Origin of the sequence: Mesorhizobium shangrilense (assembly GCF_040537815.1) — a bacterium.
In the GTDB taxonomy this organism is placed as follows: Bacteria; Pseudomonadota; Alphaproteobacteria; order Rhizobiales; family Rhizobiaceae; genus Mesorhizobium; species Mesorhizobium shangrilense.
This window is the reverse complement of the sequence record NZ_JBEWSZ010000001.1, coordinates 1-23492: the sequence shown is the minus strand read 5'-3', so window position 1 is coordinate 23492 and position 23492 is coordinate 1. Positions and strand designations below refer to the sequence as shown.

Below are 23492 nucleotides of genomic sequence, written 5' to 3'. Positions count from 1 at the left end.
GGTCACGCCTAGCCTTCGCAGGCCGGCCTCACCTGAATCCGATCAGTAACCGCCCATGCCGCCACCGGCGGCAGGTGCTGCATCCTTGGCCGGGATGTCGGTGATCATGGCTTCGGCGGTGATCAGCAGGGCCGCGATCGAGCCGGCGTCCTGCAGTGCGGTGCGCACCACCTTGGCCGGATCGACGATGCCTGCCTTGATCATGTCGACATAGACCTCGTTCTGGGCGTCAAAACCCTGATTGTGGTCCTTGCTGTCGGTGAGCTTGCCGACAACGATCGAGCCTTCGACGCCGGAATTCTCGGCGATCTGGCGGATCGGCGCTTCCAGCGCGCGCAGCACGATGGAGATGCCAGCGGTGACATCGTCATTGGCGCCGGTCAGGCCGGCAAGCGCCGACCTTGCGCGCAGCAGAGCCACGCCGCCGCCGGGCACGATGCCTTCCTCGACCGCCGCGCGCGTCGCATTCAGCGCGTCGTCGATGCGGTCCTTCTTTTCCTTCACTTCCGACTCGGTGACGCCGCCGACGCGGATGACGGCGACGCCGCCGGAGAGCTTGGCCAGCCGCTCCTGCAGCTTTTCCTTGTCGTAATCGGAAGTCGTCTCCTCGATCTGGCCCTTGATCTGGGCGACACGCGCCTGGATGGTCGCCTTGGTGCCGGCGCCGTCGATGATCGTGGTGGTGTCCTTCTCGATCAGCACGCGCTTGGCGCGGCCGAGCATGTCGATGGTGACGTTGTCGAGCTTGATGCCGAGATCCTCGGAGATCATCTGGCCGGCTGTCAGCACGGCGATGTCTTCCAGCATCGCCTTGCGGCGATCGCCGAAGCCCGGCGCCTTGACGGCAGCGACTTTGAGGCCGCCGCGCAGCTTGTTGACCACCAGCGTGGCCAGGGCCTCGCCTTCGACGTCCTCGGAGATGATCAGCAGCGGCCTGCCGCTCTGCACCACGGCTTCGAGGATCGGCAGCATCGCCTGCAGATTGCCGAGCTTCTTCTCGTGGATGAGCACATAGGGCTCTTCCAGCTCGACGCGCATCTTGTCGGCATTGGTGACGAAATAGGGCGAGAGATAGCCACGGTCGAACTGCATGCCTTCGACGACGTCGAGTTCGGTCTCGGCGGTCTTGGCTTCCTCGACGGTGATGACGCCGTCATTGCCGACCTTGTCCATCGCCTTGGCGATCATCTCGCCGACGGTGGCGTCGCCATTGGCGGCGATGGTGCCGACCTGGGCGATCTCGGCCGACGACTTGACCTTCTTGGCCTTCGCCTTGATTTCGCCGACGACGGCGGCGACGGCCTGGTCGATGCCGCGCTTGAGGTCCATCGGGTTCATGCCGGCGGCAACGAGCTTGGCGCCTTCGCGCAGGATCGAGGCGGCCAGCACGGTTGCCGTGGTGGTGCCGTCACCGGCGAGGTCGTTGGTCTTCGAGGCCACTTCGCGCACCATCTGCGCGCCCATGTTCTCGAACTTGTCGGCAAGCTCGATCTCCTTGGCGACGGTGACGCCGTCCTTGGTGATGCGCGGCGCGCCATAGGCCTTGTCGATGATGACGTTGCGGCCCTTGGGGCCGAGCGTGACCTTCACCGCGTTGGTGAGGATCTCGACGCCGCGCAGCATGCGGTCGCGCGCGTCGGTGGAGAATTTGATTTCCTTGGCAGACATGGTTTTTTCAATCCCGTTTTTGTGGTGGGCCCGTTCGTGTGGTGGAAGTGGGCCGCTCGCGGGAGCCTGGCGAAGGCCGGCTCCTCAGAGGTTCAAGCAGCCTTCTTGGCTTCGACGGTCTTGTCGATGACGCCCATGATGTCGGCTTCCTTCATGATCAGAAGGTCTTCGCCGTCGATCTTGACCTCGGTGCCCGACCATTTGCCGAACAGGATGAAGTCGCCGGCCTTCACGTCGAGCGGAACCAGCGCGCCGTTTTCGTCACGTGCGCCCGGGCCGACCGCGATCACTTCGCCTTCCTGCGGCTTTTCCTTGGCATTGTCGGGAATGATGATGCCGCCCTTGGATTTGGTATCACCTTCAGCGCGACGAATGACGACGCGGTCGTGGAGTGGCCGAAATTTCATGAGGTCTTCTTTCCTGGGGCCGGCACAGGCGGCCACGCCCCTTCGTATATAGGCGCATTGGCACTCGATAGATAGGAGTGCCAAAAATTATTCACGACCGGGTTTGAATATTCAAAAGTATTTTTGCGCGCGGTCGATTCCTGATATTTACCAAAATCCAAATATTGTAAAAATTGAATTTTCTCCGCTGAGTCCCTATTTATCGGACAAGTTCGTTTTCACAATTTCAAACACAAGGGAGATTTAGCCAATGTCCGAAGGCAATCCGAGTATCATGGAAAAGGCTGAAGCCCGCTTCGTGGACAAGCAGAAGAAGACGGCCGAGCGCAACAAGGCGACCGCCGAATACATGTCCGAGGCGAAAGCCCGGGAGATCAAGACGGCGAAGCTGAGGGAATTGCGACTGGCCAAGGAAGAGGCCGACCGCGTCGCCGAAGCCTTGAACCCGACGCCGAAGAAGAAGCGGGTCACCAAGAAGGCCGCCGCAATGGAGGCAAAAACATGAGTCTCACCTTCCCCAACCGCAGCCGCAGCTATGACGAGGCCGGCAAGCGTATCCGTTTCGTCGGCCATGACGGCATGTTCCAGATTTCCTTCTCGGTCGCCGCTGATGCCATGTCGAAGATGCGACCGGGCACCGCGGCCAACGAAGCCGGCTACCTCGCCGCATTCGACACAGAGAGCAACGCCATCCGCGATGTGGCGTCGAAGGCCTATGACCGCACGCGCAAGAGCATGTATGTGCTGACGGCCGCCGATTTCGGGTAGAGCATGATCCCGAAGAATGGGAACAGGTTTTCGGAAAAGATCATGCTCAAACAAGAGATAGAGCCGCATCCCGATTTCATCGGGATGGAATAGGCCCTAGAGCCCGATCGACCCCTTGAGCTAAGCACTCGCTACAACTCAAGGGGGCCGTGGAATTGACATCCGCAACAATCAAGGCGCGTGCGGCGAAGCCCAGGCGCTATTCGGGCGGCTGCCTTTGCGGCGCGGTGCGTTTCGAGGCGATCGGCCCGGCTGAAGCGCCGCATACCTGCTCATGCCGCATGTGCCAGCGCCACACCGGCGCCCTGACCGCCGCCTGGGTGGAATTTCCGAGCGACAAGGTGACCTGGACCGGGACCGGCGGCCTTCCGTCCGTCTACCGGTCATCGGAGTTTTCGAGCCGCGCCTTTTGTCAGGTCTGCGACAGCACGATCGGCGCCATCGACGACAAGCCCGTCATCGCCTTGCTGCTGGGCATCTTCGACAAGCCAGCGGCCAGGGAATTGATGCCCGCCTACCACTCATACCGGGGCGGACGGCCGAAGTGGTGGCATGTCGAGGCGACCACCGAGTAGCCCGCCGCCAATCGCATTCCGGTCGGCTCACATTGTGCACACGGCGCGGCATTTTCGAGAACTGGAACGCCCATGACATCGACGATGCTGGTACGGCCGATGCGGAAATTCGCTGACGATTTCACCTACCGTCAGCCGAGCTCAGCCGCTCAGGCTGCAGCACCGTCATCGAGAATGCGCGCGCCGGCAGCGACGCGCCGCCATGCCACGACGATGCCGCATCCGCCGAAGCGGGACCAATGCCCGAACGCTGATCTCCGTCATCCGAAGCCGGATGAAATCAATCCATCTCCTCGACCATCGCCCGTATCTTCACGGCCTTTTCGAAATGGTCGAATTTGTGGGTTCGTATCCACCATTCGGCGGCTTCCATCAGAAGGTCGGGGTCGTCATTCCTGTTTGCGAAGAACGCATAGAACGACACGCCGACGCCGGGGCCTTTCTCGGAGATTTTGCGGTCGCAGACCTCCAGTATCTTTTCCTTCAGGCTCGCTCGCACGGGGAATCCTCTTGTTTGTAGTTTCACGCCACCGCGCTGTTCCAGCGGCACATGCCGGCCTGGATCGCGCGCGTTTTGCGGTTTGATGTCGGGATCAGGACTTTCGATCGGCCTTTTCGCGCCGCTTGATATCCAGCACATTCATCCGCACCACCATATCGTCGGCATCGCGCGTGCTCATGCCAACCAGGACCCGTTGCTTGAGCACGGCGGGCTGGCCGGTGAAGACGTCGACGATGGTCCAGCTTTGCGCTTGCTCCCTGCGCAGTGCATAGCGGTTTGGCATGATGGAATTCCGGTTGGTTCGGCCCTGAAGGTCAGGCCCGCACGATGAAGAACACGGCGACGAGGACAATGATCGTCCAGACGACGATGGAGAATTTCAGGGCAGCACCACCATGAGTGGCGAGAAGGTCGCGCAGGCGGTCAGCCATCTGTCCCGGCCGGGCCGGCGCGGCCACGACGATCGGCGCCTTCAGCCCGAGCTTTCCGAATACAGGCAGCGGCGACGGCTCACGCACGAAAGACCTCGGATGTCAGGAGAAGGCCGGAAAGGCCGGATATCTTCATAACACCTTTTCTGGAATGCCTTGCATGCCAAATGAAAATGGCGTGCCGCAGCGGCGCCACACCTGCCGTCAGGCGGCGGCGCGGCGACCTTTCCTGCCGGTATCGGGCTTGAAGATCCGGAACGTATTGCGGCCCGCCGCCTTGGCGGCATAGAGCGCGGTATCGGCCTTCATGAACAGGTCGCACATCGCGCCCGTCTCGACGAAGGCAACGCCGACCGAGGCGCCAAGCTTGAGCGGTTGGCCACGGACGCTCACCGGCTCACCCATGGCGTCGATAATGCCCCGCGCCAGCCCGGAAACCGCGCCACGGTCGAGATGCGGCCCAAGCAGCACCGCGAATTCGTCGCCGCCGACACGGGCGACCAGATCGGCTCCCTGGCAGACAGTGCCGAGGCGCGCGGCCGCTTCCTTCAGGCAGTCGTCGCCGACGACATGGCCGAACGTGTCGTTGACCGCCTTGAAGCCGTCGAGGTCTATCAACAGCAGCGCGCCGACCGCGCCCTGCCCGGCCTGATCGGCCTGCGACAGTCGCGCCTGGAACTGGCCGCGATTGGCTAGCCCCGTCATGACGTCGAATTCCGCCAGATAGCGCATGCGGTCCGACAGGAGCTTTTCCTCGGTGATGTCCTGCTTCATGCCGAAGATGCGCACGGGCACGCCGTCCTCGCATTCGACGGTGGCGGTGATGCGGATCCAGCGGCTGCGGCCGGCAAAGGTGATTATCTCTGTATCAAGCGTGAAACCGCTGCGCTCCTCGATCGCCCGGCCGCGCATCGCCTCCAGCACCTTGCGCGACGCCGGCGGATAGCAGGCCAGCGCACGCTGGCGATCGGGAAGCGTGCCGCGCGGCAGGTCGAACAGATCGTAGACCACATCGGTCCAGTGCAGCGTCTCGTCGGGCAGGCTGCATTCCCACACGCCTATGCGCGCGGCGGCCGAGGCGCGGTCGAAGATCTTGCGGCTGTGCGCCAGCGAAACGCCCTGCTCGCGGATCAGCTCGGCCTGACCAGCGAGTTCACCCTTGAGCCGCGCGATGGTGGCGGCATCACGCCGGCGGGCGCGCTCAGGCGAGCCACCGACGGCGTCCGACACGCCACCGCGCAAGCGCGACGCGTTCGGCCGCGCAGGACCTTTGAGGCTGTACGGCATATGGGGCGTGTCCAGGCTCTGTTGTCGCCGCCTTCCTTGGAGCGGCAATGCCACAATCGCGCGGAAGCGATTAATATTTTCTGAGGAGCCGATGGGCCTGGGAGGAATTGATGGGGATAGGTTGCTTGCCTCACCGGATGCCGATCCGCGAGAACAGGCGGCTTAGTGGGTCTCGGAGGGCTTGATCCGAATGCCTTGCCCTACAGTGTCATTGGGCACGTTGACGACCACGTCGACGGGATAAGCGCCAAAGCTGGATTTGCTGATCACACCCGAAACCAGATGGGCGATGTCGTCGGCTGCAAATTCTGACCGGATGTCGAGGTACCACGACCAATCGTTCGTTTCCGGCCAGTGCGCCAATGCCAGCCATGCCTCCTTGATTTTCGGCTCGCCGCGCAAGAATGCATGAAGATTCGCGATAAGTTGCTCCGGCCGTTCTGCGGGAACCCCCAGAAACATCTGGGTGTCTTTTTCGAGCGTGCGTTGGACGGGGCCCCCGAGCAATGAGGCAAGCTCGCTGGCTGTCCAACGGACGCCATAGCTCGAACCGGGGTTAAGAACAGCGCCATCCTTGACGACCAAGCCCAACAATATCGCGCCATTAACCCTTATGTACCCGGTGCCAGGGCCGAAGACTTCAACTATCCTGGCTTCCGATGTGAACATAGCGGGAATCGGCTTTCCGTCGGCATCCACCACATTCATAATGTTTACGCCCTCCCCGAACTCTGTCGTGCGCTGTTGCACGGTCTGAGGTGCCTCAGGCGTCGCGGCAAAGAGGTCGGTGGCTAGCAATTCTTCCTTGAACCGGTCTCGTTTGGACGGGTCCGTCGCGGCCTCCACAAGCAGATACTCGAGATCGTTGATCGGTTGGAAGTGCTCGTTGCTACTGCCGATGGACTTTGGACGGGTGGGAAGCGCTATGTCTGTAGCGCCTGCTTCAACGGCGTCATCCGGTTGCTTTGCTAGAAACGAAGTGAGCTGAGCCAGGAACTTCTTCATCCCACATGATTGGCGTAAAAAATCCCTTGGGCAACAAAGATCCGGCGCGCTTGTTACTCAATCGTAACCGCCCGCCTGATCTCATCAGCCACCAGCGCCTGCAACTGCCACAGATTGCGGTCGCGAATGCCGAGGTCTTCGAGGTGGCGGATCGTCTCGAACAGGTATTGCGCGCCTGAGCCCCAATGCCCGACGGCATGCGCCAAGGTCGCCGCGATCGCCGGCTTGTCCAGGCGGACATAGCGCGGGCTCGCCGGATTGACGACGAAACCCAGCGCCCGCGACACGCCGCCTTCTGTCCTCACCTGCAACCAGCGGGGCACGTTGACGGCAGGCAGGATGGTCATCTCGCGGCGCAGCAGCGCGTCGAGATTATCAGCCAGTGGTTCGGCGATCTCGAACACCATGCCCTGGCACTGGCCGCCGCGATCGAGCGCCATCATCAGGCCGGGCTGCTCGACCGTGCCCCGGTAGCGCTTGACGGTGAAGCAGAACGACCGGTGCCAGCCCGTAGCCACCGCCCTTTCGCCACCACGAACCTCGCCAACCGGATTCCACAGCAGCGAGCCATAAGCGAACAGTTTCAGCGGCCCCACCGGCGCCGAGGCCAGCACCTCGTCGCGCACGCGGACATAATCGGCGTCGGTCATGTGGATCATGCCCGGCGTCGGCCCGGCATCCTCGACGACGCGCAGCGTGCGCGCGACCAGTTCCTCCGTCAGCGCCATGGGCGCCTTTTGCCGGCTAATCTTCATGCCATCGTTCATCGGACACACCGGGCCATCATTGCTTCGAAAGGTGGAAAATAAACATCGAGAACAGCTCGGACTGGCTGGATATCCGAAGCTTCTGGTGGATGTTCTTGCGGTGGTTCTTCACCGTCCCCTCGGCGATGTTCAGCGCGTCGGCGATGGCCGCGCTCGAATGTCCGCGCAGGATCAGCGATGTGATCTCGATTTCGCGCGGCGTCAGCACGCCGCCCGTCATCCTGTTCAGCGTCGCGTTCATCGGATCGACCGGTTCGCCTTCGGTCTCGCCGGAGCCAAGGCGCGCATGGCTCCAGTTGCGTTCGACCAGCAGGCGGATCACCGGTTCGGCGTCGTGGATAATCTTGAGGTCGCGCCGCCCGAAGGCGGGCGATTCCATGGGGCGGGTGAAGCTGATGACGATGGCCGCACTGCCCGCCGGCCGGCAGACGATGCCGACCTCGTCGCGGATTTTGGTCAGGCCGTAATGCCTGCGGAAATATTCCGAACTGTAGAACTGGTCCGGCGCCATTCTTCGCAATTGCCTGACCCCGATGGCCTTGAGGTCCGTCGCCGCGCGATAGAAGGGGTCGAGCAGGTAGGGTCCATTCGCATAGGCGGTGATCACGACCGCCGCGCGTACGGGATCGATATTGTGGTAGAGGCAAACAGGCTTTTCCGTGCCGGAATAGGCGAAGATCATCACGATATCGAGGTCGATGATCGCCTTCAGCGCCTCCTCGATGCGCTGCGGGAAGTCCGGCGTGCCGACCTCCTGGATGGCCGCTGCAATCTTCCTGTTCCATGGCGCGAAGCCTGTCGTCACCACGATCCTCCGTTCCTCTGGTAGCACTTTGCGCGCCTTGCCAGGGCCATAGCAATTTTCCTGCCCATCTGTCCCTAACGGGATATTTTGTTGCGTGAAGCCCAAGCCTAGCCTCAGGGCGAAAATACTGGGGCGGTCCTATATGTCGACAGTCAATGATACCGGGGCGAGCTTCGCGGCGGGCCTGGAAAAGCTCGGTGCCAAGGCCGTGCATATCGGCATGATGGACCCGGCCGGCGAATTTCGCGACAAGCTGGTCTCCGCCGACAAGGCGGTCAAGCTGGCCGCCAAGGGTTATCCGTTCTGCGAGGTCCTGTATTTCTGGGACATCGCCGAAAAGACCTTCATCGACGGCGCCTTCATCGACCGGCCGGCAGTCCTCGATGCTTCCAGCCTGCGCAAATATCCGTTCGCCGAGGATGCCGCACTCTGCATCGCGGATTTCTCCGGCGATTTCGGCAAGCGCTCGCCGCGCAATCTTTGCCAGCGGCTGATCGCAGAGGCCGCCGACCTGGGCTTCGACGTGTTCTCGGCCTTCGAATACGAGTTCTTCCTGTTCGACGAGACGCCGGAAAGCCTGCGCGCCAAGGACTATCGCGACCTCACCTACTTCGCGCAGGGGAACCGCACCTATTCGCTGCAGACTTCAGCCATCCATGGCGACCTGCTGCAGGGCCTGCACGACACCATGACGACGATGGGGATCGGCCTCGATGCCATCCACACCGAGCTTGGTCCCGGATGCTTCGAGGCGCCGCTGACTTACGCCAAGGGCCTGAAATCCCCTGATGATGCGGCCTTGTTCAAGAATTTTGCCAAGGGGTATTTCTCCCGCCACGACCTGACCGCCGGGTTCATGTCAAAACTGTCGCCGGCGCTGCCGGGCCAGTCCGGCCACCTGCATGTCTCTATGCGCGACAAGCAGGGCAATGCGGTGTTCGCCGATCCCGGCGCCGAGGACGGACTGAGCCAGCTCGGGCGCCATTTCATTGGCGGCCTGGTGAAGCTGATGCCGGAACTGCTGGCAATGTGCGCCCACACCGTCAACGCCTACAAGCGGCTGGTGCCTGGCGCCTGGGCGCCGACTTCAGCCAATTGGGGCGTCCAGAACCGCACGGCGGCGGTGCGCGTCATCAATGATGAGCCGGAATCCACCCGCGTCGAGTTTCGCGTGCCCTCGGCCGATGCCAATCCCTATCTGGCGCTGGCGCTCTGCATCGGCGCCGGCCTTTATGGCATCCGCAACCAGATCGAGCCGCCGGCCGGCAGTGGCGAGAACTTCTATGCAGCGACACCCTCGCCGGAGGCCGTCTTTCCGTCCGATCTCGGCCAGGCGACGGAGCGGCTCAACGCAAGCGCTGTCGCCCGCGAAATCTTCGGCGACGACTTCATCGACAGCTTCGTCACCGGACGGCGCTTCGAATTCGGCGAGTACCAGAAACAGGTCAGCGAATGGGAGATCCGGCGATACCTCGGCATCGTCTGATCGGGGAATTTTGGACTGAAAAAATAGAAAGGGAACAGGCAAATGAAAAAACAGGCATCAGACATTGGAGCACGGGCAGGCGTTGATCGCCGCTCAGTGCTGAAGGGCATGGGCGGCCTTGGGCTGGCGGCCGCCGGCGCCGGCATCTTCGGCATGCCGAAGGGCGCATCCGCCGCCGAGAGCCTCAACTACATGTGCTGGGAAGGTTATAACGCACCGTCGATCCTGGACCCGTTCCAGAAGCAGAAGGACGTCTCGATTTCCGTCGACCTGATCACCGATTCCGCTGGCGGCTTCGCCAAGCTCGCCGCCGGCGCGTCGAAGGATTTCGACCTCGTTTCGTCCGACAGCCCGTGGATCGCGCGCATGGGGCCGGCCGGCATCTGCCGCTACATCGACGACAAGGATTTCGCCGAGCAATACGCCGAATTCTACCCGCAGTTCCGGGCGCCTTTCACGCCGCTGCAGTTCGAAGGCAAGGCAACCGGTCTGCCGACCCGCTGGGGCTGGGTCGGCCCGACGGTTAACACCAAGTTCGACAAGCTCGAGACATGGTCGAGCTACGCGCCGGTGTTCGATGCGGCTTACAAGGACAAGATCTGCCTGCTCGACTGGGGTGACTGGCCGATCATGCCGCTGGCGCTCTATGCCGGCGTCGACCCCTATGTTTCGCTGGACCAGGCGGCGCTCGATGAAGTGCGCAAGGTGCTGCGCGCCGCCTTCAAGAACACCCGCGCTATCGTCGCCGACCTGGCGATCGCCCAGAAGGGCCTGATCGACGGCTCGTTCCGGGCGCTGATCGGCGGCGGTACCTACGCCACCTCTTCGTTGCGCATGAAGGGCCACGACTACATCCAGTCGATCGTTCCCGAGCCGAAGAATGGCCTCAAGCAGGGCATCATCTGGATGGAGGCGACGGGCCTGATCGCAAACGGCCGCGACTCCAAGGTCGCCGCCGACTTCCTGAAATACATCGTCTCGCCGGAAGTGGCCAAGCAGCTGTCGATCACCGAGGCCACTTGTAACCTCGTGCCGAATGCCAAGGCCGAAGCGCTGTTCTCGGACGCCGAGAAGAAGGCGCTGCAGATGGACTACATGTGGACGGCCTGGGACAACAGCCATTTCCACACGGTCGCGCCGAACATCGACGACATGCTGGCGATCTGGCAGGAAGAACTGGCCGCGCGCTAAAGCGCCGCCTTCAAGGCCCGCGCGTTCCGGCGCGCGGGCTCCATGATAGTTTCACCCACATTCAGGGCGGGCGAGTTTTGACAACCGCAATCATCAACGCGCCAATCATCAATGCGCCAATCATCAATGCATCTGGCATCGTCAAGGACTATGGCTCCATGCGAGCCCTGCACGGCGTGTCCCTCGACATCGGCGCGGGCGAATTCGTGGCGCTTGTCGGCCCGTCCGGCTGCGGCAAGACCACGCTTCTGAAGATCCTTGCCGGCTTCGAGGACCCGACCGCCGGCGTGCTGGAAATCCAGGGCGAGAACATGCAAGGGGTTCCGGCCGCCAAGCGGCCGACGCGCATGGTGTTCCAGAAGCTGGCGCTGTTCCCCCACAAGACCGTGTCCGACAATATCGGCTTTCCGCTCAAGCTGCAGAAGGTGGCCAAGGCCGAGATGGATCAGCGCATCGCCGCCATGCTCGATCTCATGCATCTCAAGCGCGAATACCTGACGCGCTATCCCGTCCAGCTTTCCGGCGGCGAGCAGCAGCGCGTGGCGCTGGCCCGCGCGCTGATTTCGCGCCCGAGCGTGCTTTTGCTCGACGAACCGATGAGCGCGCTCGATGCCAAGCTGAAGAAATCGCTGCAGGCCGAGCTGAAGAAACTGCATCGCGAACTCGGCACCAGCTTCGTCCTCGTCACCCATGACCTGGAGGAAGCCATGATGCTGGCCGACCGCATCTGCGTCATGCGCGCCGGCGAAGTCGTGCAACTGGGCACGCCATCCGACATCTACTACCGGCCGGCCAACATGTTCGTCGCCGGCTTCATCGGCGAAACCAATTTCCTCCCGGTCGCCGTCTCACGCGACGGCAGCGAGGCAAAGGTCACCTCGCCTCTCATAGGCGGAGACTTCGCGGTGATAGCCGGCGAGCAGGTCTCTCCCTTCCTGGGCAGCAACCAGACCGCCCTGCTGGTGCGTCCCGAAACCATCCGTTTCGTCACCGGCGCGGCCGAACCCGGCGAATGGATTCTGAACGGCACCGTCGAGGAATATTTCATCAAGGGCTCCTCGACGCAGTATCGCGTGCGCGTGCCCGGCCTGGACAAGGCTGTGGTCATGGATCTCGCCGGCTCGCTCGAACTGCCGGCTAAGGTGTCCGACAGCGTCAGGATCGGCTTTCATCCCACCCGCTGCTTCCTGCTTTCGGAGTGAGCCGTGCGAACCGATAGCAAACGCTGGGGTGATCCGGTTCTGGTGGCAACGGTGGCGCCGCTTGGCATCGTCATGCTGCTGTTCTTCATCATTCCGCTGGTCATGACCGTGGTGCTGTCATTCCAGACGACGCAATTCTACCGCCTGTCCTGGACCTGGGACCTGAAAATCTGGACTGAGGTGTTCTCCAAGCCGCATTACTGGACGATCATGGCGCGCACCGTCGCCATGGCGCTGGTCTGCGTGGTCGTCTGCGTGCTCATCGCCTTTCCGGCCGCCTATGCGCTGGCGACGCGGCTCCGGGCCTACAACGCGCAGATCCAGATCCTGATCATCTTCGCCTTCCTGACCGACGCGGTGCTGAAAACCTTCGGCTGGATCCTGGTGCTGGACAAGAGCGGCGTCGCCAACTGGCTGCTGGCGCATCTGGGCCTTGGTCCCGAAGCGCTCAACCTCCTGTTCACGCCCACCGGCACCATCATCGGCATGGTCTATGGCCTGGTCGTCTATCCGATGTTCACCATCTATCTGTCGCTGGCGCGCATCGATCGCGACCTCGTTCTGGCCGCCTATGATTCCGGCGCGTCGCGGCTGCGCGCCTTCTTCGAGGTGACCCTGCCGCTCGCCCGCCCCGGCCTCTATTGCGGCGCGGTGCTGGTCTTCGTGCTCAGCCTCGGCGCCTTCCTCGAGCCGAAGGTCCTGGGCGGCGGCACCGCGCCCCTGGCTTCGGAACTGATCCGCCAGAGCTTCGAGACGCGGGTCAACTGGCCGCTGGGCGCGGCGCTGACCCTGGTGCTGATCGTCATCGGCGCCCTGTCGCTGGCGCTCGCCGCCGCCGTGCTGATGCGCGGCAACCGCGGGAGGGCTGTCCAATGATCCCGGAACGGCTGAAGGACAGGTTCGTCGACGTCTTCCTCGTTGGCACCGTGGCGCTGCTGATCCTGTTCTTCTACGTGCCGATCCTGACGCTGGTGGTGTTCTCCTTCACCAGCAGCCGCGTGCTGACCTTCCCGATCGAAGGTTTTTCGCTCGAATGGTATGGCGAGCTGTTCCGCAAGCCCGACTTCCTGCCGGCGGTGACGAATTCCGCGATCGTGGCAGTCATCTCGACGGTCTTCGCCACCGTGCTCGGCTCGGCCGGCGCGGTGGCCTGGATCCGCTATCGCTTCCGCTTCCAGAACATCTTCCGGGCCATCAGCTTCCTGCCGTTGCTGTTTCCCCAACTGCTGCTCGGCGTGGTGATGCTGCTGTGGTTCTCGGTGCTCGGCAACTGGCTGGGCTTCTCGACCGGCCTGGCGACGGTGATCATCGGCCATATCGTCTACATCACCCCCTTCGCGCTGGTGATCGTGGCCGTGCAGGTCCATGGCTTCGACGAAACGCTGGAGGACGCCGCGCGCGATGCCGGCGCCAGCGGCTGGGAAGTCTTCCGTGAAATCACCTTCCCGCTGCTGTGGCCCGGCATCCTCTCCGCCGCGACCTTTGCGTTCCTGCTGTCCTGGGGAAATTTCTACGTCTCCTACTCGCTGGCCGGCACGGCGCGCACGCTGCCGATCTTCGTCTACAGCGGCATCGCCGTCGGCTCCTCGCCGATCTATCCGGCGCTGGCCACGCTTAACTTCATCCCCGCCCTGGTCCTGGTGTTCCTGGCCGATTTCCTGCGGCGCCGGGCGCTCAAACGACAGAAGCTGGCGACAGCCTGATTTCCAGACACTTCCCAAGCCATTCCTCAGCCAATCCAAGGTAATGATCCCATGACCGCTTTCACCCCGGCCGTCTCCGCCAACTGGAGCTTTCCGACCTCCGTGCGCTTCGGCAATGGCCGCATCGGCGAACTGGCTGATATCGTCCGCGAACTCGGCGCGAAGCGGCCGCTGGTCGTCACCGACGATGGCCTGAAGACGCTCTTTCCGGTGCAACGAACGCTGGAAGTGCTGAAGGCGGGCGGGCTGGACGCCGGCTTCTTCCACAACGTCAAGCCGAACCCGACCGGCGGCAATGTCGACGATGGCGTGGCCTTCCTGAAGCTGGGCCAGCACGATCTCGTCATCGCCATCGGCGGCGGCAGCGCGCTCGACGCCGCCAAGGCGATCGCGCTGATGGCGACGCAGTCGATCCCGATGTGGGATCTCGAGGACATCGGCGACAACTGGAAACGCGCCGACACCTCCAATCTCATTCCCGTCATCGCCATACCGACCACCGCCGGCACCGGCTCGGAACTCGGCCGCGCCTCGGTCATCACCAACGAGCAGGAGAAGCGCAAGGTCATCGTCTTCCACCCGCGCATGATGCCGGACGTCGTGCTGATGGACCCGGAACTGACCACCGGCCTGCCCGCCCACATCACCGCGGCCACCGGCATGGACGCGCTGTCGCACGCGCTCGAAGCCTATTGCGCGCCGAGCTTCCACCCCATGGCCGAGGGCATCGCGCTCAACGCCCTGCAACTGATCAAGACCTGGCTGCCCCTCGCCGTGGAGGATGGCAAGAACATTGAGGCCCGCGCGCAGATGCTGATCGCATCCGGCATGGGCTGCGTCGCCCTGCAAAAGGGCCTAGGCGCCATCCACGCGCTCGCCCATCCGCTGGGCGCGCTGTACGACACCCATCACGGCCTGCTCAATGCCGTACTGATGCCCTATGTCGTCGGGTTCAACGCCTCGGTGCTGGAAGAAAAGCTCAGCCTGCTCGCGCGCTTCCTCGATCTTCCCAGCCACGATTCAGCGGCGGTGGTCGACTGGATCATCGACCTGCGCAAGCAGCTCAACATCCCCGCCACCCTGCCGGGCATCGGCCTGACCGACATCGACGAAGAGCGCGTCGCCACGATGGGCGAGACCGACCCCAGCGCCGGCGGCAACCCCATCAAGCTCGACCGCGAGAAGCTGCGGATCATCCTGCGGGCCGCCATTGCGGGGTAGTTAACGCCGAGCGCTTGAACCAGCGTTCAAAATGATGGATCTCGCGGAAGCGGCCTGAACATTTCTTCACTTGACCAGCCCTGCCGGAAGGACGGTCGAAGGGCGATCTGCGACTAGGCGGCGAGAACCCTGCTCACCAGTTGGGCGGTGCGCGGCGCGAGGGTCAACCCTACGTGTCCATGGCCGAAAGCAAGGATGACATCGCGCCCTCCTCTCGATGGCCTGATAACGGGGACGGAATCGGGCATCGAAGGACGGAATCCGAGCCAGGTGCGGCTCGGCTCCCCGAGGTCCGGGAAAAACCGCCGCGAATTCACCACCAGCGCCTCGACCAGCCGCGGGTTGGCGGGCGCGGCCAGACCGCCGAGTTCCACCAGCCCGGCAACGCGCATCCGCCCCTGCATCGGGCACATATAGAAACCGTTCGCGGTCGGACAGACCGGCCGTTCGACCAGCGGTTCGGCCATGTCGAACTCCACATGATAGCCGCGCTCCGTATCAAGCGGCAGGCGGTCTCCTATCTGGTCGGCCAATTTGCGCGAATGGGCGCCAGCGGACAGAATTGTGGTGCGCGCGCAAATCTCGAATGGCGCGGCCACGACCCGAATTCCATTGGACTCACGGGCGATCGTTTGTGCGGAGGCCCGAATGAATTCCACGCCCGCCCTCTGAACCGCCACGGTCAAGCGACGCATCACCTCACCCGGATCGCGAAGATTGGTGGCGTTTGGAAAGAACAGGCCGCCTCCTTCGAGAGGCGGCAGCCGAGGCTCGAGCTTGAGCACCTCATCGGCCGAAAGCAGTTCCTGAGCGACGCCGTGGCTGCGGCGCAGCTCAATATCCGCGGCCGCTGCCTTGAACGCCTTACGCGTCTCATAGAGATAGAGGCAGCCTTTTGCGGATAACAAATCCGATGCGCCGATCTGGGTTGCGAATTCCTTCCATTGAACCGATGCGTCCGAAACGAGGTCGGCGATCCGGCCGGCATTCTCCCGATATCTGTGCGGCAGGGATTCGTAAGCAAACCGCGCCAGCCAGGGAAACAATGTTGGCAAGGCGGATGTGCGGATCGACAGGGGACTGTCCGCATCAAGGAGCAGGGAGAGCAGGTTGCGGAGAACCGAGGGCGTGCCCACGGGCATGATCGCGTAGTCCGCGATGCTCCCGGCATTGCCATAAGATGCGCCACTGCCGGGCTCGTTCGGCTCGATCACGACGACCTCGCGCCCCTCGGAACGAAGCCTGAGCGCAATCGCCAAACCTATGACGCCGCCGCCGATCACGGCAATGTCGGTCGAGATCCTGCTCATCTGGTCCACATGCGCTGGGTCAAATATGGTCGATGGCGCGGCCAAGGAGCGGGCGAAGCGGCGATTGCGGCGCGCCGCATGGCCCCTATCGCACTATGCGCCAATGATGGGTCTTGGTCGGGCTGCTGGCCGAGTTGGCGGCTCACGCAGGCGCGGCGTAACGCGCGACATAGGCAGCCGTTCGTGCTTCACGCGGCTTGTCGAGCACGTCCATCGCCGTTCCTTGCTCGATGATCCGGCCGCCGTCGATGAAGACGACCCAGTCCGACACTTCACGGGCGAAGGGCAGTTCGTGGGTAACGAGAATCATCGTCATGCCGTCCTTCGCAAGTTCTCGCATCACACGCAGTACCTCGCCGGTCGATTCCGGATCGAGCGCGGAGGTCGGCTCGTCGAACAAAAGCACGGTGGGACCGAGGGCGAGCGCCCGCGCGATCGCCACGCGCTGCTGCTCGCCGCCCGACATGCGTTCCGGATAGGCCGTTGCCCGATGCGCGAGACCGACGCGCGTCAGCAGGCGCACCGCGCGCTCGACGGCTTCGCGCTCGCTTATTCCCGCGGCGTGCATCTGGGTGAGAACGACATTTTCAACTGCCGTAAGATGCGGAAAGAGGTTGAAGCGCTGAAACACCATGCCGACGCGCTGGCGCAGCTTGGCAAGGCTCCTGCAGGTCACCGCGCCCTTGGCGCAGATCGGCTCGCCATCGACTTCGATGACGCCATCGTCGGGCTGCTCGAGCAGGTTGACGCAGCGCATCAGCGTCGTCTTGCCGCCGCCGCTCTGGCCGATGATGCTGACGATCCGGCCGGATGGGACGTCGAGATCGATGCCGCCCAGCACCTGCCTTCCATCGAAGGATTTCCGCAGGCCACGGATGGTGACCGCAGGTCTGGCTCCGGACGCCATCGCGCCACGTGCCATATTGAGTGTCTCGTGTGGCATCGATCTAGGCTCCGCTTGCAAGCAGTGTCTTCGCCAGCCTCAGCCGCCGCCGGCGCCCAAGCGACAGTGGCACGCCCGCCTGTATCGTCCGCTCCAGCCAGAGCAGGCATTGCGAGACCGGATAGCAGACGGCGAAATAGATCGCAGCGATCACCAGATAGACTTCGAGCGCCCGAAACGTTTCAGAGGCGATCAGCTGCGCCTGGGTCATCAGTTCAGCCGCCGAGATCGTCACCAGCAGCGACGTCGATTTCAAAAGGTCGACGAACATCGTGTTGGTGCCCGGCAGCGCCAGCCGCAGCGCTTGAGGCAGTATGACATGGCCGAAGGTAGTGCCGCGGCCAAGACCCAGCGCCTGGGCCGCCTCGTTCTGGCCGGAATGGATGCCGGCGATAGCCGCCCGGAAGATTTCCGACAGATAGGCCGCATAAAACAAGACGAGGCTTAGCACGCCGGCGACGAAGACACTGAGCTTGATGCCCACCGACGGCAGGCCGAAATATGTGACGAAGATAATCGCGAGCAGCGGGACGTTCTTGAATATCTCCGTGTACAGAGCAGCCGGCAGACGCACCAAACGCAAGCGATTAAGGCGCATCAGCGCCAGCACGAGGCCGAGGGTTGCAGCGCCGACAAAACTGGCGGTGGTGTAGGCCAGGGTCCTGAGCAGACCCCAGCCGAGATTGCTTGCATAGTCGCTCCAGGGAACCTGGAAGAACTCGGTGAGAGTGTGGAAAAGGGACATGTGCTTGCCCCCGGCGCTCAAGGCGCGATCGAGGGCGGCGACCAGTCCGCCGGACGGTCCACGCCACGGCGCTGAGCCGCCATCTCCGGCGAAGGAACCAGGAACTGCTTCGGATCACCGCCCCATTTGGTGACGAGTGCGGCAAGCGAACCGTCCTTGTACATCGCATCGATCTGGTCAGAGACCGCCTTGGCTAGTTTCGGCGCCTCTTTCGGCAGGTAGAAGCCGGTCATGTACGGCTGGAAATATTGGTAATCAGGGTGGGCCTTGACCTCGTCGGCGGTCGGCGGCGCCAGGTATGCGACCCGGAACTTCATGTCCGGACGCTCCTTCTGCTGGTAGATGATCAGCAGCGGGTCAAGAAAGCCGACATCCAGCCTACCCGATGAGAGATCCTGGAAGACACTGTCTGCCGACGGATAGGTGTGCGGGTTGGCATTGGGCACTTGCTTGATCGATTTCGCCCAGACATAGCCGGTGACTGTCCCGAGATCCTTGCCTTCCAGGCTATTGACGTCCGGATAGTCTGCCGTGCCCTGCACCGCCATCGCCGGTGGCGAATAGTAGGGCGGGTCGGTGAAGAGACCGACCTTCTGGCGCGCGTCCGACCAGGCGATACCGCCGATCGTGATATCGGCACGCCGCGATTGCACCGATGCCAGCATGCCGGGAAAGTCGGTGACGCTGACGTCCGTCTTGAGGCCCAGCTTTTCGGCGACCGCGGCGAGGATGTCGCTGTCCAACCCGACCAGCTTGTCATCCTTCATCGCCGTGTAGGGCATATAGGGCTCGATCGTGACCTGCAGGACGCCCGGCTTCAGCGTCTCTAATCCGTCCGCACGCGCCACCGTGGCCAGCAATCCAATCCCAACACCCAGCAAGGCGGCAATGCCAACCTTGAGTTGCGAGCGCGACAAAACACCCTTTTCCATCACCGAAACCTCCCTGTCCTCGGATCAATATACTTGTGATATATTGATATCAATATATTATATGAATCCGTTGTCAAGTGATTCCCTGGCGATCGGATTCGATCATTCGGGACCGTAGAAGGGTGAGTTGGATGGACGCGCGGATGCCGGAAGAGGATGCCGACAACGTCGAGGCTGGCTCGACATTGGCCGAGCGCACCTATCTGCAGCTACGGGAGGACATCATCACGGTTAAGCTGGCGCCCGGTACGCTGCTTCGTGAAACGGACCTCATGCGGCGGCTTGACGTGGGGCGCACCCCAGTGCGCGAGGCGCTGCTACGGCTGCAGCGCGATGGCTTCGTCGATGTCAATGGCCGCCGCGGAACCTCCGTCAGTACGATCGACATCAGCGATCTATCCGCGATCTATGAGGCTCGCGCGAGAATTGAATCCTGGGCGACGCGGCTGGCCGCCGAACGTCTGCGCGAGCCCGAGCGCCGCGAAGCCCAGGGCCTGATCGCCGAACTCGCCGCCTTTGCGAACCCTCCAGAACTCGAACCCCTGCTTGCGCTCGATCGCCGCATCCACCGCTTCATCTATCGCGCCGCCAAGAATTCCTACCTGTTCGACACGCTCGACCACTACCACAACCTGTCACTCAGGATCCTGCATGTGGCGACGCGGCGGTTTCCGGAGCTCATGTCGGGCCTCGACAAGGTTCTGCAGGAGCAGACCCAGATGCTCGAGGCGGTTTGCCGAGGAGATGGCGAAACAGCCGAGCGCATTGCACTGCATCACGTCCTCAGTTTCGAGCAGGACGTTCGCAAGATCATCTGAATTCGCGTCCCGCAACGTGTTTCAGCCGCCGGACGATGTGGCTGATCGTTCCGCGTCAGCACCACCCAAATCAGACGCGCGTCAACGAATGACCTAATTGGAGCCGCAAGCGGACTGGCAGGTTGCGGGTGGGAGGATGCGCAGGCAGACATCCGATGGGATGCTGCCGCGCGTCCCTCATCAGTTGTTCGGAACGGTAGATCATTATTGGACTACCGATAGCTCAATAGCTCGTAGCTCCGGCTTCGGACTTCACGAAGGATGCAGACCTCGTTCGGACTTTCGAATTCGGCAGGCACTTCGAACAGTTCAGCGCTGGCCCCCGGACACACTGATCCTTTCACCGGTCACCCAGGCCGAACGATCGGAGGCAAGAAAGACGGCGACCTCAGCGATGTCGTTGGGTCTGCCTATCCTCCCCATTGGCAGTCCGGCGCCGATGGTTTCTGCGGCAGCATCGTCGACGCCCAAACCGGCCAAGCCCTCGGTTGCGGTCATGCCCGGCGCTATCGCGTTGACACGGATTTTGCGTCCGGCAAGCTCGCTGGCGAGCGCCTTCGTCACGGCGTCGACCGCGCTCTTTGAGGCGGAATAGACCACCGAGTTGGGAACGGGATTGATGCTGGAGATCGAGCTTAGATTGACGACGCTTCCGCCTTCCTCGCCGAAATAGGAAATCGCTTCGCGGATGGCGAGGATCGTTCCGAGGACGTTGGCGTCAAATTGCCGGTGGAAATCCTCTCTGGTCACCTGCTCCAAAGCGGTGAAGTTGAAGACGCCGGCATTGTTGACGAGGATGTCCAGCCGGCCAAAGGCGTCCTTGGTCACCTCGAACAGGCGCTTTACATCCGCGCTCTTGCCGACGTCGGCCTGGACCGCAACCGCCTTGCCGCCGTCTTTCACGATCGCCGCGACGACCTTGTCGGCACCGCTTTTGCTAGAGGCGTAATTGACGACGACCGAGGCTCCGTTGCCGGCCAATTGCCTGGCGATCTGTGCGCCGATTCCTTTGGAGGCACCCGTAACGACGGCGACTTTTCCGCTCAGTTCTTTCATGGAAATCTCCTTTGATGCTGGAGCGCCCCAATCGGGACGAGCTCTCGCCACCAGAGATAATTGATGCAAAATTCCTGCGGTATTGCCTCGTTTTGGATAATATATATACTTCTATCGTATGAATGATCGCCTCAATCAGCTTTCGCTTTTCGTCCGTACCGTCGAGACGGGCAGTTTTTCGAAGGCCGCGCGCGAATTTGGGCTTTCCCAGCCCTCGGTCTCAAGAGCGGTAGCATCCCTGGAGGCCAGGCTCGGCGTCACGCTTCTTCAACGCACGACGCGCCGTCTTGCCACGACCGACGTAGGTCAGGCCCTGGCGATGAGCGCCCGCGAAGCCTTGGCCGCGATTGAGGAGGCGGAGAATGAAGCACGCGGCGCAGACAGGCTGTCGGGGGTTTTGCGCGTCAGCATGCCTGTGGCCTATGGCGTGCGCCAGGTCATTCCACGCCTCCCAGGCTTCCTCGCGCTGCAGCCGGAACTCAAGATCGAGCTCATGATGTCCGACCGTTTCGACGATCTCGTCGCCGAAGGCGCTGATCTCGCGCTTCGTCTTGGCAATCAGCCGGACTCAGCCTTTCTGACGCGCAAGCTGGCTACAACAGACAGGATCGTCGTTGCCTCTCCCACATATTTGACGCGCCGAGGCGTTCCCGCAGATCTCGACGAACTTGGCGAACACGACTGCCTCGGCGGCCCCGTAGACGCCGGGCGGGAGGTCTGGTCGTTCCGACACGGCGAAAAGCGCGAAGATGTTGCGATCGACGTGGGTGTTCGCACTGGCTCCGGTTCGGGTGTCATCGCTTGCGCCGTCGCCGGGCTAGGAATTGCAGTCGCGTCGACATGGATGTGCGCAGAGGAGCTGGAAGATGGCCGGCTCGTGAGAATTCTCGCCGACTACACGCTTGAGCGGATTGACGCCTACGTCGTATTTTCGTCTGGACGGCAGCCGTCGCGGAAGGCGCGGGCGTTCAGCGACTATCTGTCTGAGGCGCTCAACGCAAAGAACTAAGCTCGTGAGAAAGAGGCATGCGGACTGAGTTCCTGATGCGATGCGCGGGAGCGAGTCGAAACCGATCATGGCAGTAATCGGGACGACAAACGAAGTTACCGAGGGCGATTGGCGTTTTCGATCTGTTTTCTCGCCGAGAAGGGCGCCGAAGTTACGTTCCAACACGGCTGCTCGCGCGGCTGTTGAGAGCGATGACACTTTCGTTCTAGATGGTCGAGGGACCCGCCGAAGGAATGGCTGCTTTTGAGAAGCCATTTGGCGCCGCGAAATGACCAGCATAGGGAGCAAAGCCGATGCCTGCCATCCCACCAACCCTTGACGAAAATCCGCGCGCCTGTTTGAGACTGGAGCGAATGCGGACATTTGCTCTGTGGGGAGATGAGCCGGCGATGGCCAACCTTTGAAGCGCTTCTTTCACTTGCTCGCCGCCATCATCCTGGCATCCGCCCTCACCGGTTGCACCAGCGTTTCCTATTACGCGCAGTCGATAGAGGGCCATGTGCAGCTCATGGCGGCGCGGAAGAATGTCGGGGGGCTGATCAACGATCCTTCGACGCCCAAGGCGTTGCGCGCCAAGCTGACGTCGGCCAGCGCCATACGCCGCTTTGCCACGGATGAGCTGGCGCTGCCCGACAACTCAAGCTACCGCTCCTATGTCGATGTCGGCCGGGACGATGTGACCTATGCCGTCTTTGCCGCGCCGCAATTCTCTCTCGCGCCGGTAACATGGTGCTTTCCGGTCTTCGGCTGCGTCCCCTACCGGGGTTACTTTTCGCTGAAAGCCGCGGCCGAAAGTGCTGCCGAACTGCGTGGAAAGGGGCTGGACGTCTATGGGTCGGGCGTCACCGCCTACTCCACGCTGGGCTGGTTCAGCGACCCGCTGCTCAGCACCATGCTGCGCCAGGACGACACCTATATCGCCAGCCTCATCTTCCATGAGCTGGCGCATCAGAAGATCTATGTGAACGGCGATTCCGCGTTCAACGAGGCGTTCGCGGTTTCCGTTGAAACCAGCGGCACGAGGAAATGGTTGCGCGCCACGGGAAACCGCGCCGGGTTGCGCCGCTACGAGGCCGACCGTCAGCGCAGCGCGGATTTTCTCGCGCTGGTGGCGAAAACGCGCGACGAGTTGGGCCAGGTCTATGGCAGTCCCCCCAGCGCGGAGAAGATGGCGGCCGCGAAGGCAGCCGCGATCGACAGGCTGCGCGCGCGCTACCGGCACATGCGCGACACGCGCTGGGGCGGATATCGCGGATATGACGGCTGGTTCGACAGCCCCATCAACAACGCAAAGCTCGCCGCGACCGCCGTCTACGGCGAACAGGTTCCGGCGTTCCTTCGCCTCTACGACCTGTGCGGAGGCGATTATCCGAGGTTCTATGCCGCCGTTCGCCGGATCGCAGCCCTGCCCCAGCCTTCGCGTGCCCAGGCGCTGAAGACGGCGGCTACGTGTGATTGACACTGACGAGCAAGCAGCCCGCCGCACAAGCCCAACTGGCGGCTCGGACAGTCAATCACATAGGGCGCTCTCCGTCTCGGCTTCGCCGAGCCACCTTGTATCTACACGAGAGAGATTTCGTGGGATTGAAGCGATTGAGCCAAGGTCCGGGCGGCCGCCCGGACCTTGGCTTGGCGAAGTCGCCCGTACCACCTGAGGTTAC

Annotated in this window: 26 protein-coding genes; 12 read left to right on the top strand and 14 right to left on the bottom strand. The window is 62.6% G+C overall.

Going from position 1 to position 23492, the window contains the following annotated elements; all coding sequences use genetic code 11:
- Positions 1-42 precede the first annotated feature (42 nt).
- Together groL and ABVQ20_RS00125 are read right to left on the bottom strand one after the other, a co-directional pair.
- On the bottom strand, positions 43-1668 hold the full coding sequence (gene groL, locus ABVQ20_RS00130) for a chaperonin GroEL (protein ID WP_354457468.1): 1626 nt from the start codon (positions 1666-1668) through the stop codon (positions 43-45).
- A gap of 92 nt (positions 1669-1760) precedes the next feature.
- Entirely contained in the window at positions 1761-2075 is a 315-nt protein-coding gene (locus tag ABVQ20_RS00125; protein ID WP_354457466.1) for a co-chaperone GroES, read from the bottom strand.
- A gap of 250 nt (positions 2076-2325) precedes the next feature.
- Between ABVQ20_RS00125 and ABVQ20_RS00120 the strand changes: the two genes are divergently transcribed.
- The 3 genes from ABVQ20_RS00120 (at position 2326) to ABVQ20_RS00110 (ending at position 3418) form a co-directional block, all read left to right on the top strand.
- Positions 2326-2580: a hypothetical protein gene (locus ABVQ20_RS00120; RefSeq protein WP_354457465.1), complete on the top strand. Its 255-nt coding sequence runs from the start codon at positions 2326-2328 to the stop codon at positions 2578-2580.
- On the top strand, positions 2577-2843 hold the full coding sequence (locus ABVQ20_RS00115) for a DUF1488 family protein (RefSeq protein WP_227345958.1): 267 nt from the start codon (positions 2577-2579) through the stop codon (positions 2841-2843). Before ABVQ20_RS00120 ends, ABVQ20_RS00115 begins: the two co-directional genes overlap by 4 nt.
- Positions 2844-2998: 155 nt before the next feature.
- Entirely contained in the window at positions 2999-3418 is a 420-nt protein-coding gene (locus ABVQ20_RS00110) for a GFA family protein (protein WP_354457463.1), read from the top strand.
- Positions 3419-3698: 280 nt separating this feature from the next.
- Here the strand turns inward: ABVQ20_RS00110 and ABVQ20_RS00105 are convergent, their stop codons facing one another.
- The 7 genes from ABVQ20_RS00105 to ABVQ20_RS00075 all read right to left on the bottom strand — a co-directional run bounded on the left by ABVQ20_RS00105 (position 3699) and on the right by ABVQ20_RS00075 (position 8215).
- A complete protein-coding gene (locus ABVQ20_RS00105) occupies positions 3699-3917 on the bottom strand; it encodes a DUF6500 family protein (RefSeq protein WP_354457461.1) in 219 nt (72 codons plus the stop codon).
- Positions 3918-4011: 94 nt separating this feature from the next.
- Positions 4012-4203, bottom strand: a complete 192-nt coding sequence (locus ABVQ20_RS00100) for a hypothetical protein (RefSeq protein ID WP_354457459.1) — start codon at positions 4201-4203, stop codon at positions 4012-4014.
- Between the two features lie 31 nt (positions 4204-4234).
- Complete coding sequence (locus ABVQ20_RS00095; RefSeq protein WP_354457457.1) at positions 4235-4438, bottom strand: hypothetical protein; 204 nt, start codon at positions 4436-4438, stop codon at positions 4235-4237.
- Between the two features lie 117 nt (positions 4439-4555).
- On the bottom strand, positions 4556-5638 hold the full coding sequence (locus ABVQ20_RS00090) for a diguanylate cyclase domain-containing protein (RefSeq protein WP_354457455.1): 1083 nt from the start codon (positions 5636-5638) through the stop codon (positions 4556-4558).
- Positions 5639-5800: 162 nt separating this feature from the next.
- Positions 5801-6643 (bottom strand): enhanced serine sensitivity protein SseB C-terminal domain-containing protein, encoded by an 843-nt coding sequence (locus tag ABVQ20_RS00085; RefSeq protein ID WP_354457453.1) that lies wholly within the window; start codon positions 6641-6643, stop codon positions 5801-5803.
- A 53-nt stretch (positions 6644-6696) separates the two neighbouring features.
- Positions 6697-7398, bottom strand: coding sequence for a gamma-glutamylcyclotransferase (locus ABVQ20_RS00080; protein ID WP_354457451.1), 702 nt, complete (start codon positions 7396-7398; stop codon positions 6697-6699).
- A gap of 28 nt (positions 7399-7426) precedes the next feature.
- Positions 7427-8215, bottom strand: coding sequence for a helix-turn-helix transcriptional regulator (locus tag ABVQ20_RS00075; RefSeq protein WP_354457450.1), 789 nt, complete (start codon positions 8213-8215; stop codon positions 7427-7429).
- A 142-nt stretch (positions 8216-8357) separates the two neighbouring features.
- Between ABVQ20_RS00075 and ABVQ20_RS00070 the strand changes: the two genes are divergently transcribed.
- The 6 genes from ABVQ20_RS00070 (at position 8358) to ABVQ20_RS00045 (ending at position 15018) form a co-directional block, all read left to right on the top strand.
- Positions 8358-9701: a glutamine synthetase family protein gene (locus ABVQ20_RS00070; protein ID WP_354457449.1), complete on the top strand. Its 1344-nt coding sequence runs from the start codon at positions 8358-8360 to the stop codon at positions 9699-9701.
- Between the two features lie 42 nt (positions 9702-9743).
- A complete protein-coding gene (locus tag ABVQ20_RS00065) occupies positions 9744-10892 on the top strand; it encodes an ABC transporter substrate-binding protein (protein ID WP_354457447.1) in 1149 nt (382 codons plus the stop codon).
- 77 nt (positions 10893-10969) lie between these two features.
- Positions 10970-12094, top strand: a complete 1125-nt coding sequence (locus ABVQ20_RS00060; protein WP_354457445.1) for an ABC transporter ATP-binding protein — start codon at positions 10970-10972, stop codon at positions 12092-12094.
- Between the two features lie 3 nt (positions 12095-12097).
- Positions 12098-12970: an ABC transporter permease gene (locus tag ABVQ20_RS00055; protein WP_354457444.1), complete on the top strand. Its 873-nt coding sequence runs from the start codon at positions 12098-12100 to the stop codon at positions 12968-12970.
- Entirely contained in the window at positions 12967-13797 is an 831-nt protein-coding gene (locus ABVQ20_RS00050) for an ABC transporter permease (protein ID WP_354457442.1), read from the top strand. Before ABVQ20_RS00055 ends, ABVQ20_RS00050 begins: the two co-directional genes overlap by 4 nt.
- Before the next feature lie 51 nt (positions 13798-13848).
- On the top strand, positions 13849-15018 hold the full coding sequence (locus ABVQ20_RS00045; protein ID WP_354457441.1) for an iron-containing alcohol dehydrogenase: 1170 nt from the start codon (positions 13849-13851) through the stop codon (positions 15016-15018).
- Between the two features lie 113 nt (positions 15019-15131).
- On the opposite strand, the gene ABVQ20_RS00040 is transcribed toward ABVQ20_RS00045, so the two are convergent.
- The 4 genes from ABVQ20_RS00040 to ABVQ20_RS00025 all read right to left on the bottom strand — a co-directional run bounded on the left by ABVQ20_RS00040 (position 15132) and on the right by ABVQ20_RS00025 (position 18948).
- On the bottom strand, positions 15132-16328 hold the full coding sequence (locus ABVQ20_RS00040) for an NAD(P)/FAD-dependent oxidoreductase (RefSeq protein ID WP_354462071.1): 1197 nt from the start codon (positions 16326-16328) through the stop codon (positions 15132-15134).
- Between the two features lie 142 nt (positions 16329-16470).
- Complete coding sequence (locus tag ABVQ20_RS00035) at positions 16471-17271, bottom strand: amino acid ABC transporter ATP-binding protein (protein ID WP_354457440.1); 801 nt, start codon at positions 17269-17271, stop codon at positions 16471-16473.
- A gap of 4 nt (positions 17272-17275) precedes the next feature.
- On the bottom strand, positions 17276-18016 hold the full coding sequence (locus ABVQ20_RS00030; RefSeq protein WP_354457439.1) for an amino acid ABC transporter permease: 741 nt from the start codon (positions 18014-18016) through the stop codon (positions 17276-17278).
- A 17-nt stretch (positions 18017-18033) separates the two neighbouring features.
- Positions 18034-18948, bottom strand: a complete 915-nt coding sequence (locus ABVQ20_RS00025; RefSeq protein WP_354457437.1) for a substrate-binding periplasmic protein — start codon at positions 18946-18948, stop codon at positions 18034-18036.
- A gap of 131 nt (positions 18949-19079) precedes the next feature.
- Between ABVQ20_RS00025 and ABVQ20_RS00020 the strand changes: the two genes are divergently transcribed.
- Complete coding sequence (locus ABVQ20_RS00020) at positions 19080-19766, top strand: GntR family transcriptional regulator (RefSeq protein ID WP_354457435.1); 687 nt, start codon at positions 19080-19082, stop codon at positions 19764-19766.
- 309 nt (positions 19767-20075) lie between these two features.
- Here ABVQ20_RS00020 and ABVQ20_RS00015 read toward each other — a convergent pair whose 3' ends face one another.
- Complete coding sequence (locus ABVQ20_RS00015; protein WP_354457434.1) at positions 20076-20822, bottom strand: SDR family NAD(P)-dependent oxidoreductase; 747 nt, start codon at positions 20820-20822, stop codon at positions 20076-20078.
- A gap of 118 nt (positions 20823-20940) precedes the next feature.
- Between ABVQ20_RS00015 and ABVQ20_RS00010 the strand changes: the two genes are divergently transcribed.
- Together ABVQ20_RS00010 and ABVQ20_RS00005 are read left to right on the top strand one after the other, a co-directional pair.
- A complete protein-coding gene (locus ABVQ20_RS00010) occupies positions 20941-21831 on the top strand; it encodes a LysR family transcriptional regulator (RefSeq protein ID WP_354457433.1) in 891 nt (296 codons plus the stop codon).
- Between the two features lie 400 nt (positions 21832-22231).
- The gene (locus ABVQ20_RS00005; RefSeq protein ID WP_354457431.1) at positions 22232-23290 is read left to right on the top strand and encodes an aminopeptidase; all 1059 of its coding nucleotides are present in this window, start codon (positions 22232-22234) and stop codon (positions 23288-23290) included.
- Positions 23291-23492 lie beyond the last annotated feature (202 nt).